10 protein-coding genes and 1 tRNA gene are annotated in these 13,978 nt (G+C 62.7%); 1 reads left to right on the top strand and 10 read right to left on the bottom strand.

All coding sequences use genetic code 11. From position 1 onward, the window contains the following. Nucleotides 1-10: 10 nt before the first annotated feature. Nucleotides 11-1,279, bottom strand: a complete 1,269-nt coding sequence (locus ACZ5YA_RS22730; RefSeq protein WP_464091266.1) for a serine/threonine-protein kinase — start codon at nucleotides 1,277-1,279, stop codon at nucleotides 11-13. Nucleotides 1,280-1,434: 155 nt separating this feature from the next. On the opposite strand from ACZ5YA_RS22730, the gene ACZ5YA_RS22725 reads away from it, so the two are divergent. After that, nucleotides 1,435-1,830 carry a TssQ family T6SS-associated lipoprotein gene (locus ACZ5YA_RS22725; RefSeq protein ID WP_059380282.1) on the top strand — a complete coding sequence of 132 codons (396 nt, stop codon included), beginning with the start codon at nucleotides 1,435-1,437 and terminating at the stop codon, nucleotides 1,828-1,830. A 109-nt stretch (nucleotides 1,831-1,939) separates the two neighbouring features. Here ACZ5YA_RS22725 and rpoC read toward each other — a convergent pair whose 3' ends face one another. From rpoC to ACZ5YA_RS22680, 9 genes are all read right to left on the bottom strand, one after another. After that, on the bottom strand, nucleotides 1,940-6,184 hold the full coding sequence (gene rpoC, locus ACZ5YA_RS22720; RefSeq protein WP_059380283.1) for a DNA-directed RNA polymerase subunit beta': 4,245 nt from the start codon (nucleotides 6,182-6,184) through the stop codon (nucleotides 1,940-1,942). Continuing rightward, nucleotides 6,184-10,296 (bottom strand): DNA-directed RNA polymerase subunit beta, encoded by a 4,113-nt coding sequence (rpoB, locus tag ACZ5YA_RS22715; protein WP_059380284.1) that lies wholly within the window; start codon nucleotides 10,294-10,296, stop codon nucleotides 6,184-6,186. Before rpoB ends, rpoC begins: the two co-directional genes overlap by 1 nt. Before the next feature lie 163 nt (nucleotides 10,297-10,459). Continuing rightward, a complete protein-coding gene (gene rplL, locus ACZ5YA_RS22710; RefSeq protein WP_042795892.1) occupies nucleotides 10,460-10,840 on the bottom strand; it encodes a 50S ribosomal protein L7/L12 in 381 nt (126 codons plus the stop codon). An 81-nt stretch (nucleotides 10,841-10,921) separates the two neighbouring features. Next, nucleotides 10,922-11,446, bottom strand: coding sequence for a 50S ribosomal protein L10 (gene rplJ, locus ACZ5YA_RS22705; RefSeq protein ID WP_013397032.1), 525 nt, complete (start codon nucleotides 11,444-11,446; stop codon nucleotides 10,922-10,924). 249 nt (nucleotides 11,447-11,695) lie between these two features. Beyond that, nucleotides 11,696-12,394, bottom strand: coding sequence for a 50S ribosomal protein L1 (rplA, locus tag ACZ5YA_RS22700; RefSeq protein WP_054459364.1), 699 nt, complete (start codon nucleotides 12,392-12,394; stop codon nucleotides 11,696-11,698). Between the two features lie 2 nt (nucleotides 12,395-12,396). Continuing rightward, on the bottom strand, nucleotides 12,397-12,828 hold the full coding sequence (gene rplK / locus ACZ5YA_RS22695; RefSeq protein ID WP_006389587.1) for a 50S ribosomal protein L11: 432 nt from the start codon (nucleotides 12,826-12,828) through the stop codon (nucleotides 12,397-12,399). Nucleotides 12,829-12,894: 66 nt separating this feature from the next. Beyond that, a complete protein-coding gene (gene nusG, locus ACZ5YA_RS22690; RefSeq protein WP_006389586.1) occupies nucleotides 12,895-13,428 on the bottom strand; it encodes a transcription termination/antitermination protein NusG in 534 nt (177 codons plus the stop codon). A gap of 9 nt (nucleotides 13,429-13,437) precedes the next feature. Next, complete coding sequence (gene secE, locus ACZ5YA_RS22685; RefSeq protein ID WP_054459362.1) at nucleotides 13,438-13,818, bottom strand: preprotein translocase subunit SecE; 381 nt, start codon at nucleotides 13,816-13,818, stop codon at nucleotides 13,438-13,440. Nucleotides 13,819-13,882: 64 nt separating this feature from the next. Continuing rightward, nucleotides 13,883-13,958, bottom strand: a tRNA-Trp gene (locus ACZ5YA_RS22680). Between the last annotated feature and the right edge of the window lie 20 nt (nucleotides 13,959-13,978).

The following is a 13,978-nucleotide window of genomic DNA, read 5'->3' as shown; positions in this document are numbered from 1 at the left end:
GCGGCGCTCCCTATTGGAAGACGTGCGAGATCACGGCGGGCTTGCCCGCCTTGACCTCCAGCGTCATGCGGTAGGGCGGCAGATCGGCGTTGCGCAGCACCACCTGGTACTTGCCGGGAATCAGCCGCAGTTCCTTGACCGGCGGACTGATGCCACGCGCCACGCCATTGATCCAGACCTCGCCCCATGGGCGGATGTCCAATCGCACCTGCACGGGAACCGGTTTGGGCTTGGGAGCCTCTTCGGCCACGGCGGGAGTCTCGGCCGGCGCGGCCGCGGGTGGAGTTGACGCAGTCCCAGACGCCTCGGCAGGCAGCGCCGGCTGAGCCGGAGTGTCACCCTGAGCTGGCGCGCTTCCCGCGACTGGGGGTTGAGGCGCGGATTCCTGCGGGGTTCGAACCTCGGGCAGCGATGGCGGCGCCGCAGACGTGGCGCCCGGCGCCGGCGCCGATGGCGGCGGCAGGGGATGCACCGCCGGCGGGTTCGGCTGGACCACTTCGGACCGGGTGATCAGCGCATTGGGCGCGCCCATGCCAGACTCGAACCAGGCATATACGCCCGCGCCGATCAACGCCACGATGAGCAGCAGCACCAGCAGCGGATGGCGCCCGCGGGCGGGTTGATGCACTGCGGCAGCAGCCGCCGGCGCCGCGCGCGAAGCCGGCGCCGGAATCACCGGATCCGGCGCCGTTTCGACCTGCGCGGCGATGCCCAGCATGCCGGCCAGGTCGGCCAGCGTCTGCGGACGGTCGGCGGGCGCCATGGCCAGGCCGGCGTCGATCACTGACAGGAAGTGCGGGCTGTATTTCGGCAAACCCAGGGACGCGAGCGGTTCGTAGGTATCTTCAGCCCGGCGTTCGGGCGCCGGGACGGGCTTGCTGCCAATGATCAGGGCGTGCATCACCGCGCACAAGGCGTAGATATCGCTCCAAGGGCCGCGCGGCCATTCCATCGAATCCGTGTAGAGCTCGAACGGCGCAAACCCCGGGGTCGGCGTGCGGGTAGCGCGGCGCGAACGCGCCACGACCAGTTCGGGCACCAGATGGGCACGGGCGTTTTCGTCCATGCCCACCGTGTCCAGCGAAATATCGCCGCAGATTTCACCTTGGGCATGCAGCGCCATCAAGGACGGCAGCAGATCGGACAAAAGCCGCTTGATGCGGGTTTCCGGCACGCCCCCCGCCGTGCTGGCGGCGATGGCGCTCAGCGGACGCAGTGCAAGCGGCGCGGCGCCGGAAAAAGGGCCACGCGGCGTCAGGAGGCCGGCGGAAGAAGACATGATCGGGACTGCGCTGTCGCGCGACAGCTGAATTAACTATGGAATAAGGCGAATATTATCCAATCCGCACCGCAAGGACATTGCCGAAAATGTCCGAGCGCATCAGGCTGTGGCACGATAGCGTACCGCTAAACCTCTCTACACCTTTGGAAGCCATGAAAATTCGCGTTCTGAGTAGTCTGCTCGGCTTATCGGCCCTGCTGGCGGGCTGCGCCGGCGTCTCATCCCAAAAGCCGGAAGCGCCTCCCACCGCGGAAGCCCTGGACCAGCTGCAGCAGGTACGCGACAAATATAGCGCCGGCCGCTACGGAGAAGTCATCCGCGGCGTCGCCACCTCCGACGCCCTGGCCACTTCCACCAAGGCCGTACGCATCGAGGCCTACAAGCTGCAGGCGTTCAGCTACTGCGTGAGCAAGTATCCGCGGCTGTGCGAAGACAGTTTCGCCCGCATTCTGGCCCTGGACCCCGCCTTTGAACTGGCGCCCAACGAAGCCGGCCATCCGGTCTGGGGACCCGTCTTCCGGCACGCGCAGGCACAGGTTCCAAAGTAACTTCCCCTGCGCCAGACAAAAAAAAGGCCGCTGATTTGCATCAGCGGCCTTTTTGATTCCGGGCATGCCGCGCCGGACTGCGCGCGGCATCCCTGCCGGGTGTTTCCGCTTATTCGGCGGAATCCTCGGCGCCCAGGTCGGAAGCCGGCGTTTCCGCATCCGAGCCCACCGTGACCGGCGAGTCTTCGAACGGGTTGGCCAGCTGGCGGGCGGCTTCGCGTTCCGCAGCCTCCAGCGCTTCCTTGTCCCTGCGGGCATGGTGGTAAGCCAGGCCGGTACCGGCCGGGATCAGGCGGCCGACGATGACGTTTTCCTTCAAGCCGCGCAGGTCGTCGCGCTTGCCCATGATGGCGGCTTCGGTCAGGACCCGGGTGGTTTCCTGGAACGAAGCGGCCGAGATGAACGAGTCGGTCGACAGCGAGGCCTTGGTGATACCCAGCAGCACGTTGTCGTAGCTGGCCGGACGGCGGTCTTCAGCCGTGACGCGGTCGTTCTCGTTCAACAGCTCGGAGCGCTCGACCTGCTCGCCCGGGATGAACTCGGTATCGCCGGCGTCGACGATGTTCACGCGGCGCAGCATCTGGCGGACGATCACTTCAATATGCTTGTCGTTGATCTTCACGCCCTGCAGACGGTACACGTCCTGCACTTCGTCGACGATGTACGTCGCCAGCTTCTCGATGCCTTGCAGGCGCAGGATGTCGTGGGGATCGGCCGGGCCGTCCACGATCATTTCGCCCTTGTTCACCACTTGGCCGTCGTGCACCAGAACCTGCTTTTCCTTCGGAATCAGGAACTCGTGGCTCACGCCTTCCAGGTCGGTGATGACCAGACGCTGCTTGCCCTTGGTGTCCTTGCCGAACGAGACCGTGCCGGTGACGTCGGCGAGCATGCCGGCATCCTTCGGCGAACGGGCTTCGAACAGCTCGGCCACGCGCGGCAGACCGCCGGTAATGTCGCGGGTCTTTTGCGATTCTTGCGGAATACGCGCCAGAACTTCACCCACGGCAACCTGCTGGCCGTCACGCACCGTGATCAGCGCGCCCACCGGGAACGAGATGTTCACCGAGTGATCGGTGCCGGCGATCTTGACGTCTTCGCCGTTCTCGTTGACCAGCTTGATCTGCGGACGCATGACGATCTTGCCGCCACGGGTCTTCGGCGTGATGACGACGAGCGTCGACAGGCCGGTGACTTCGTCCACCTGCTTGGCAACGGTCACGCCTTCTTCGATGTTCTCGAAGCGGACGGCGCCGCCGTATTCCGACACGATCGGACGGGTCAGCGGATCCCACGTCGCCAGACGCGCGCCAGCCTTCACGGCTTCGCCATCGCCAACCAGCACGGTCGCGCCGTACGGGATCTTGTGGCGTTCGCGTTCGCGGCCGTTGTCGTCGAAGATCGCCAGTTCGCCGGAGCGCGAGATCGCCACGCGTTCGCCCTTGGCGTTGGTGACGTAGCGCATCGTGCTGGCAAAGCCGACGGTACCGCTGGACTTGGTTTCCACCGCGCTGGCCAGGGCCGAACGCGACGCCGCGCCACCGATGTGGAACGTACGCATCGTCAGCTGCGTGCCCGGTTCACCGATGGACTGAGCGGCGATGACGCCAACCGCTTCGCCCTGGTTGACCGGCGAGCCGCGGCCGAGGTCGCGGCCGTAGCAGTGCGCGCACAGACCGTGGCGCGTTTCGCAAGTCAGCGGCGTGCGGACCTTGACTTCGTCCACGCCGATGCGGTCGATGGTGTCGACCATGTCTTCGTCCAGCAGGGTGCCGGCGACGATGGCCGTTTCCTGCGTGTCCGGGTTGACGATATCAACGGCAGCCACACGACCCAGGATGCGATCGCGCAACGGTTCAATGACTTCACCGCCTTCGACCAGGGCCTTCATGTTGTAGCCCTGCGAGGTGCCGCAATCGTCCTCGGTAATCACCAAGTCTTGCGTCACGTCGACCAGACGACGGGTCAGGTAACCCGAGTTGGCGGTCTTCAGTGCCGTATCGGCCAGACCCTTACGCGCGCCGTGAGTCGAGATGAAGTACTGGAGTACGTTCAGGCCTTCACGGAAGTTCGCGGTAATCGGCGTTTCGATAATCGAGCCGTCCGGCTTGGCCATCAGGCCGCGCATACCGGCCAGCTGGCGGATCTGGGCGGCCGAACCGCGGGCGCCCGAGTCAGCCATCATGTAGATGGAGTTGAACGATTCCTGGCGCACTTCTTCGCCGTGACGGTTGATCACGGGCTCGGTGGCCAGTTGTTCCATCATCGCCTTGCCGACCTTGTCGCCGGCCTTGCCCCAGATGTCCACCACGTTGTTGTAGCGTTCCTGGGACGTGACCAGACCCGACGAGTACTGCTTGTCGATTTCCTTCACTTCGCGGCTGGCTTCGGCCAGGATGCCTTCCTTGGCGGTCGGGATCAGCATGTCGCCCATGGCGATGGAGATACCGCCGCGCGTGGCCAGGCGGAAGCCCGACTGCATCAGCTTGTCAGCGAAGATCACCGTGTCGCGCAGGCCGCAGCGGCGGAACGACTGGTTGATCAGGCGCGAGATTTCCTTCTTCTTCAGCGCCTTGTTCAGCACCGTGAAGGGCAGGCCCTTGGGCAGGATTTCGGACAGCAGCGCGCGGCCGACCGTCGTCTCGTGACGGCGGATCACCGGCTGCCATTCGCCGTTCTCGTCGCGCTCGTGTTCCTTCAGGCGCACGGTGATGCGCGACTGCAGTTCGACTTCGCCGTTGTCGTAGGCGCGCTGCACTTCAGCGACGTCGGTGAAGAAGATGCCTTCGCCGCGGCCGTTGATGCGCTCGCGCGTCGTGTAGTACAGACCCAGCACGATGTCCTGGGACGGCACGATCGACGGTTCGCCGTTGGCCGGGAACAGCACGTTGTTGGAGGCCAGCATCAGCGTGCGCGCTTCCAGCTGGGCTTCCAGCGACAGCGGCACGTGCACGGCCATCTGGTCACCGTCGAAGTCGGCGTTGAACGCCGCGCAAACCAGCGGGTGCAGCTGGATGGCCTTGCCTTCGATCAGGACCGGCTCGAACGCCTGGATGCCCAAACGGTGCAGCGTGGGCGCACGGTTCAGCATGACCGGGTGTTCGCGGATGACTTCTTCCAGGATGTCCCAGACCACCGGTTCCTGGCTTTCCACCAGCTTCTTGGCAGCCTTGATGGTCGTGGCCAGGCCCATCATCTCCAGACGATTGAAGATGAACGGCTTGAACAGTTCCAGGGCCATCAGCTTGGGCAGGCCGCACTGATGCAGCTTGAGCTGCGGACCCACCACGATGACCGAACGGCCCGAGTAGTCGACGCGCTTGCCCAGCAGGTTCTGACGGAAACGACCGCTCTTGCCCTTGATCATGTCGGCCAGGGACTTGAGCTGGCGCTTGTTGGCGCCCGTCATGGCCTTGCCGCGGCGACCGTTGTCCAGCAGCGAGTCGACGGCTTCCTGCAGCATCCGCTTTTCGTTGCGCAGGATGATTTCCGGAGCCTTCAGCTCCAGCAGGCGCTTCAAGCGGTTGTTGCGGTTGATGACGCGGCGGTACAGGTCGTTCAGGTCGGAGGTCGCGAAGCGGCCGCCGTCCAGCGGCACCAGCGGACGCAGGTCCGGCGGCAGCACGGGCAGCACTTCCATGACCATCCACTCGGCCTTGATGCCGGACTTCTGGAAGCCTTCCAGCACCTTCAGGCGCTTGGAGATTTTCTTGATCTTGGCTTCCGAGCTGGTGGCCTTCAGTTCGCCGCGCAGCGTTTCCACTTCGCGGTCGATGTCGATGGTGCGCAGCAGTTCGCGCACGGCTTCCGCGCCCATCAGGGCACGGAAGTCGTCGCCGTACTCTTCGGTCTTGGCGAGGAAATCGTCATCCGACATGATCTGGCCGCGCTTGAGCGGCGTCATGCCAGGTTCGATCACGCACCAGGCTTCGAAGTACAGCACGCGTTCGATGTCGCGCAGGGTCATGTCGAGCACCATGCCCAGACGCGACGGCAGGCTCTTCAGGAACCAGATGTGCGCGACGGGGCTGGCCAGCTCGATGTGGCCCATGCGTTCACGGCGAACCTTGGCGACGGTGACTTCCACGCCGCACTTTTCGCAGATCACGCCACGATGCTTCAGGCGCTTGTACTTGCCGCACAAGCACTCGTAGTCTTTGATCGGGCCAAAGATCTTGGAGCAGAACAGGCCGTCGCGCTCGGGCTTGAACGTACGGTAGTTGATGGTCTCGGGCTTGCGAACTTCGCCGTAGGACCACGAACGGATCTTCTCGGGCGAGGCGATGCCGATCTTGATGGCATCGAACTGCTCGTCTTGCGAGACTTGCTTAAAGAGGTCGAGTAGCGCTTTCATTAGTTACGCTCCAAATCCATGTCCAGGGCCAACGAGCGGATTTCCTTGACCAGCACGTTGAACGATTCCGGCATGCCGGCGTCGATGACGTGATCGCCCTTGACGATGTTTTCGTATACCTTGGTACGGCCGGTGATGTCGTCGGACTTCACCGTCAGCATTTCCTGCAGGGTGTAGGCGGCGCCGTATGCTTCCAGCGCCCACACTTCCATTTCCCCGAAACGCTGACCGCCGAACTGCGCCTTGCCGCCCAGAGGCTGCTGGGTAACCAGCGAGTACGGGCCGGTCGAACGCGCGTGCATCTTGTCGTCGACCAAGTGGTGCAGCTTCAGGTAGTGCATGTAGCCAACCGTGACCGGACGCTCGAACTGCTCGCCGGTGCGGCCGTCGTACAGCCACGCCTGCGTGCGCGAAGGCGTCAGCGCCATGCGCTTGGCGACGTCGTCCGGATAGGCCAGTTCCAGCATCGTGGTGATTTCCTCTTCGGTCGCGCCGTCGAAGACGGGCGTCGCGAACGGCACGCCGTTCTTGAGGTTCTGGGCCATTTCCATGACTTCTTCGTCGGTCAGCTCGTCGATGCGCGCGCCGGTGCCGGTCGTGTTGTAGACCTTGTCCAGATAGGCGCGGACGTTCTTGACCTGCGCAGTGCGCTCGTCGCGCAGCATGTCGGCGATGCGGTGGCCCACGCCCTTGGCAGCCCAGCCCAAGTGCACTTCCAGCACCTGGCCGACGTTCATCCGCGAGGGCACGCCCAACGGGTTCAGAACGATGTCGGCCGGCGTGCCGTCAGCCATGTGCGGCATGTCTTCCACCGGGGTGATGCGCGAGACCACGCCCTTGTTGCCGTGACGGCCTGCCATCTTGTCGCCAGGCTGCAGACGACGCTTCACGGCCAGGTAGACCTTGATCATCTTCAGCACGCCCGGGGGCAGCTCGTCGCCTTGCGTCAGCTTCTTGCGCTTTTCTTCGAAAGCCAGGTCGAACTGGTGGCGCTTCTGCTCCAGCGATTCCTTGGCCTGCTCCAGCACGACGGCATGCGGCTCGTCGGCCAGACGGATGTCGAACCACTGCCAGCGGTCCAGATCAGCCAGGTAAGCCTTGGTGATCGTGGCGCCCTTGGCCAGCTTGCGCGGGCCGCCGTTGACGGTCTTGTTGACCAGCATCTTTTCGATACGGTCGAACTGGTCGTTTTCAACGATGCGCAACTGGTCGTTCAGGTCCTGGCGATAGCGGCGCAGTTCATCGTCGATGATGGACTGGGCGCGCTTGTCGCGCACGATGCCTTCGCGCGTGAACACTTGCACGTCGATCACGGTGCCGGTCATGCCCGAGGGCACGCGCAGCGAGGTGTCCTTAACGTCGGACGCCTTTTCACCGAAGATGGCGCGCAGCAGCTTTTCTTCCGGCGTCAGCTGGGTTTCGCCCTTGGGCGTGACCTTGCCGACCAGCACGTCGTCGGCGCTGACTTCGGCGCCGATGTACGTGATGCCCGAATCGTCCAGACGGTTCAGTTGCGTCTCGGCCAGGTTGCTGATGTCGCGCGTGATTTCTTCCGGACCCAGCTTGGTGTCGCGGGCGACAACCGTCAGTTCCTCGATGTGGACCGAGGTGTAGCGGTCATCGGCAACAACCTTTTCGGAGATCAGGATCGAGTCTTCGAAGTTGTAGCCGTTCCAGGGCATGAACGCGATCAGCATGTTCTGACCCAGGGCGAGTTCGCCCAGGTCGGTCGATGCGCCGTCAGCCAGCACGTCACCCTTGGCGACCTTGTCGCCACGCTTGACGATGGGACGCTGGTTGATGTTCGTGTTCTGGTTGGAACGGGTGTACTTGATCAGGTTGTAGATGTCGACGCCGACTTCGCCAGCGACGTTTTCTTCATCGTTCACGCGGATCACGACGCGCTCGGCGTCGACGTGGTCGACCAGGCCGCCACGCAGGGCTTGCACGGTCGTACCCGAGTCAACGGCCACGGTGCGCTCGATGCCCGTACCCACGACCGGCTTTTCCGGACGCAGGCAAGGCACGGCCTGGCGTTGCATGTTGGCGCCCATCAGCGCGCGGTTCGCGTCGTCGTGTTCCAGGAACGGAATCAGCGAGGCGGCGACCGACACGATCTGCGACGGGGCAACGTCCATGTAGTGCACGTTGGCCGGGGCGGTCAGCATGGTTTCGCCAGCTTCGCGGCAAGCCACCAGGTCGTCCACGAAACGGCCTTCCTCGTCCAGCGCGGCGTTGGCCTGCGCGATGACGTAGTGGCTTTCTTCGATGGCCGACAGATAGTCGATCTGCTCGCTGACCTTGCCGTCAATGATCTTGCGGTAAGGCGTTTCCAGGAAGCCGTACTCGTTCAGGCGAGCGTACAGCGCCATGGAGTTGATCAGACCGATGTTCGGGCCTTCCGGCGTTTCGATCGGGCAGACGCGGCCGTAGTGGGTCGGGTGCACGTCGCGGACTTCGAAGCCGGCGCGCTCGCGGGTCAGACCGCCCGGGCCCAGTGCGGAAACGCGGCGCTTGTGCGTGATTTCCGACAGCGGGTTGGTCTGGTCCATGAACTGCGACAGCTGGCTCGAACCGAAGAACTCCTTGATGGCAGCCGAGATCGGCTTGGAGTTGATCAGGTCGTGCGGCATCAGGTTTTCCGTCTCGGCCTGGCCCAGACGTTCCTTGACGGCGCGCTCGACGCGCACCAGGCCGGCGCGGAACTGGTTCTCGGCCAGTTCGCCGACGCAACGCACGCGACGGTTGCCCAGGTGATCGATGTCGTCGATCTGGCCACGGCCGTTACGCAGCTCGACCAGCACCTTGATGGTTTCAAGGATATCTTCGTTGGTCAGCGTCATCGGACCCGTGATGTCTTCACCACGGCCCAGACGGCTGTTGACCTTCATGCGGCCGACGCGCGACAGATCGTACGTTTCTTCGCTGTAGAACAGACGCTGGAACAGCGCTTCCACCGCTTCTTCGGTGGGCGGTTCGCCAGGACGCATCATGCGGTAGATGGCAACGCGCGCGGCCATCTGGTCGGCGGTTTCATCGGTGCGCAGCGTTTGCGAGATGTACGGGCCGCGGTCCAGGTCGTTCGTGTAGAGGGCCTGGATGTCGTGCACGTTGGCGGCGCGCAGGGCGCCCAGCACGCTTTCCGTGATCTCGTCGTTGGCGTTGGCGATGACTTCACCCGTGTCCGGGTCGACGATGTTCTTGGCCAGCACGCGGCCGTACAGGAAGTCTTCCGGCACGGAGATGCGCTGGATGCCGCCGGCAGCCAGGTCGCGCAGATGCTTGGCGTTGATGCGCTTGTCTTTTTCGACGATGACCTTGCCGCTGCGGTCGCTGATGTCGAAACGGGCCATTTCGCCCTTCCAACGCTCAGGCACGAATTCCATCATCGCGCCTTCGCTCTTCAATTCGAAGTTGTCGAAGTCGAAGAAGTTGGCCAGGATCGATTCCGGCGTCATGCCGATGGCCTTGCACAGAATCGTGACGGGCATCTTGCGGCGACGGTCGACGCGGAAGAACAGGACGTCCTTCGGATCGAATTCGAAGTCCAGCCACGAGCCGCGGTAAGGAATCACGCGGGCCGAGAACAGGAGCTTGCCGGAGCTGTGGGTCTTGCCGCGGTCGTGCTCGAAGAACACGCCAGGCGAGCGGTGCAGCTGCGAAACGATGACACGCTCGGTGCCGTTGATGACGAAGGAACCCGTGCCCGTCATGAGCGGAATTTCGCCCATGTAGACTTCCTGTTCCTTCACTTCCTTCACGGTGGGCTTGCTGACTTCGCGGTCAAGCAGCACCAGGCGGACCTTGGCTCGCAGGGGCGAGGCATAGGTCAGGCCACGTTGCTGACATTCCTTGACATCGAACACCGGTTCGCCGAGCACATAGCTCACGAACTCCAAGCGCGCCATACCGTTGTGACTAACGATCGGGAAAATCGACGAGAACGCCGCCTGCAAACCGTCGGCTACGCGATCGGACGGGGCGGTATCCGCCTGCAGGAAAGTTAGGTAGGATTGAAGCTGTGTCGCCAACAGGAAGGGAACGTTTTGAACGTCTTCACGCTTGGCGAAGCTTTTGCGGATGCGCTTTTTTTCGGTGTACGAGTAAGGCATGAGCACTCCGACTCGAGGTTGCATGGGCCGTCAACCACGGCCCCAGGTGATACGACTCCAGGAAACCCCCCTGTAAAGGGCATACCCCCAGTAGGGGTTTCCTGGAAACGCAAAAGCCCGGGGACTGCAAACTGCGCTGTCCCCGGGCAAATTGACGCAGGTCTTACTTGACTTCGACCTTGGCGCCAGCTTCTTCCAGCTTCTTCTTGGCGGCTTCGGCGTCAGCCTTGGCCACAGCTTCCTTGACGGGCTTCGGAGCGCCGTCGACCAGGTCCTTGGCTTCCTTCAGACCCAGACCGGTCAGCTCGCGCACGGCCTTGATGACGCTGACCTTGTTGGCGCCGGCGTCGGTCAGGACGACGGTGAACTCGGTTTGCTCTTCAGCGGCGGCGGCAGCGCCACCAGCGGCGGGAGCAGCGACAGCGACAGCGGCGGCAGCAGCCGACACGCCGAACTTCTCTTCCATTTCCTTGATCAGCTCGGACAGCTCGAGCACGGTCATGCCAGCGATGGCGTCAAGGATTTCAGCTTTGTTAAGTGCCATTTTTCAGAACTCCAAATATTTTGGTAATGCCAGGGTTTGGGTGTCGCTCGGTCGTTCAGCGAATTCCGTGAAGGCAGGCGATTAAGCCGCAGCCTTCTGGTCGCGCACGGCGGCGAGGCCACGGGCGAACTTGGTCGGAACTTCGTTGAGCGTACGCACGAATTGCGCGATGGGGGCTTGCATGGTGCCCAGCAGCTTCGACAGCAACTCTTCGCGCGAGGGCATGGTGGCCAGGGCCTTCACGCCGTCTTGGTTCAGCAGGCTGTTGGGCAGAGCGCCCGCCTTGATGACCAGCTTGTCGTTGCTTTTCGCGAAACCTGCGAGGACCTTGGCCGCCGAAACCGGATCAGCGCTGATGCCATAGATCAGCGGACCGGTCAGTTGCTCAGCCAACGGCTCGAAAGCCGTGCCGGCAACAGCACGACGGGCCAGCGAGTTCTTCAGAACACGCAGATACACGCCCGATTCACGCGCAGTTTTGCGCAGTACGGTGACAGAGGCGACGTCCAGACCACGGTACTCAGCGATAACAATCGATTGGGCCTTGGCGACTTCCGCCGAGACTTCCTCGATTACCACCGCTTTCTCTTGACGATTGAGACTCACGGTTTGAACACTCCATCAAAAGACGCCTGGGGCCTGAGCCTTGCGCGTCAACCGAATGCGGCGCCTGGTCGAGTTCTTCGTGTAAAGAAATCTTCCTGGGGACGCCGTCTACGCTGGATCCGAACCTTACGGGCTTCGGTATTAAGCGGAGGGGTCCGGTACTGCTTGAACCACCCTGCTCCAGCGGTCTTTGACAGCAACATCCGGAGGAATCCGGATGCAGCCCAAAGTACGTTTACAGCTATCGGCTTAGTTGGCCGACAGCGAGGCAATTTCCACGCGCGCACCGCCGCCCATCGTGGACGAAACGGCCAGCTTGCGCAGGTAAATGCCCTTGGCAGCTGCGGGACGAGCCTTTTGCAGGGCGTCGACCAGAGCGGCCAGGTTGGTTTGCAGCTGTTCCACGCCGAACGACGCGCGGCCGATCGTTGCGTGGATGATGCCAGCCTTGTCGGTGCGGTACTGAACCTGACCGGCCTTGGCGTTCTTGACAGCGGTAGCGACGTCCGGGGTCACGGTGCCGACCTTCGGGTTCGGCATCAGGCCACGGGGACCCAGGATCTGACCCAGGGCACCCACGACACGCATCGTGTCGGGCGAGGCGATGACCACGTCGAAGTCCATTTGACCGGCCTTGATCTGGTCAGCCAGGTCGTCCAGACCGACGATGTCGGCGCCAGCGGCCTTGGCGGCTTCAGCCTTGTCGCCTTGGGCGAACACGGCCACACGGACCGACTTGCCGGTGCCGGCGGGCAGAACGACCGAGCCGCGAACCAGTTGGTCCGACTTCTTCGGGTCGATGCCGAGTTGCACGGCCACGTCAATGGATTCATTGAACTTGGCGACGGCGGTTTCCTTGACCAGGGTCAGGGCTTCAGCGACCGGGTACAGCTTGGTGCGGTCGATCTTCTGCGCAATGGCGGCGGCGCGCTTGGACAGTTTTGCCATGATTAGATCCCCTCAACCGTGATGCCCATGCTGCGGGCGCTGCCAGCGATCGTACGCACGGCGGCGTCCAGATCAGCGGCGGTCAGATCGGGGCCCTTGGCCTTGGCGATCTCTTCAGCTTGAGCGCGGGTCAGCGTGCCGACCTTGTCGGTATGCGGCTTGGACGAACCCTTTTGCACGCCGGCGGCCTTCTTGATGAGGACCGTCGCGGGCGGGGTCTTCATGATGAAGGTAAAGCTCTTGTCGGCGAAGGCGGTGATCACCACCGGAATCGGCAGACCAGGCTCCATGCCTTGGGTCTTGGCGTTGAACGCCTTGCAGAATTCCATGATGTTCAGGCCACGCTGACCCAGGGCCGGGCCAATCGGGGGGGAGGGGTTAGCCTTACCAGCCGGCACTTGCAGCTTGATAAAGCCGACGATCTTCTTCGCCATGCTTTGCTCCTTGCGGGTTATATCGCTCCTGGGCGTTCAGGCCTGGGAGCTCCCCGGGGGTTGAAATTAGGTCTTTTCGACCTGACTGAAATCGAGTTCGACGGGCGTGGCGCGACCAAAAATGGTGACAGACACGCGAACCTTGCTCTTTTCGTAATTGACTTCTTCGACGTTGCCGTTGAAGTCTGCAAACGGACCTTCCTTGACCCGAACCATCTCGCCCACTTCGAACAGGATCTTGGGGCGGGGCTTCTCGACGCCCTCTTCCATCTGGGAGAGGATCTTCTCGACTTCCTTTTCGGAAATCGGGGTCGGACGGTTGCCCGAGCCACCCAAAAAGCCGGTGACGCGGTTGGTGTTCTTGACCAGGTGCCACGTTTCGTCGGTCAAGTCCATTTCAACCAGGACATAACCGGGGAAAATGCGGCGCTCGGTGATCGACTTCTGGCCACCCTTGACCTCGACGACTTCCTCGGAGGGCACAAGAATGCGGCCAAAAGACGTTTGCAGACCCGCGCGCTCGATGCGCTCGTTCAGGGCCTTGTGTACGCTTTTTTCCATGCCGGAGTACACATGGACGACATACCAACGCTTACTCATTCGCCGTCCTTATTTCCAGCCCAACAACAGGCCGTAAAGAATCCATTCGATGCCCTTGTCGAGCACCCACATGAAAAGGCCCATGACCGCCACAAACGCGAAAACGATACCCGTCATCTGGGTCGTTTCCTTGCGCGTGGGCCACGAGACACGCTTGACTTCGTTGTAGGACTCGCTGGCGAAGCTCAGGGTGCGGCGGCCGGGTTCGCTGAACCAGGCGATCACGGCTGCGATCACAAGGCCGCCGACGAATACGCCGATACGTGCAGGCATCGGTTGCGCGCTGAGCACGGAAAACCCGACGATGCCAGCAATAACGACAAGAACCGCCAGCCCGAGCTTCACCCGGTCGGCGGTACTGGTTACGGTTTCTACGCTGGTATTAGACATATTGCGACGCGAGCCGCCGTGAATGCGTAACTCGCGATGATCTCCCGCGGGTTTATCCTGGCGGTGGCAGGGGCAGTAGGAATCGAACCTACAACCTTCGGTTTTGGAGACCGACGCTCTGCCAATTGAGCTATGCCCCTAAAACACTACACTTGCACTA

It is taken from the genome of Achromobacter sp. JCM 18799, from assembly GCF_055395645.1.
The sequence above is the reverse complement of the archived record's forward strand: the minus strand, read 5'-3'. Positions and strand labels throughout refer to the sequence as shown.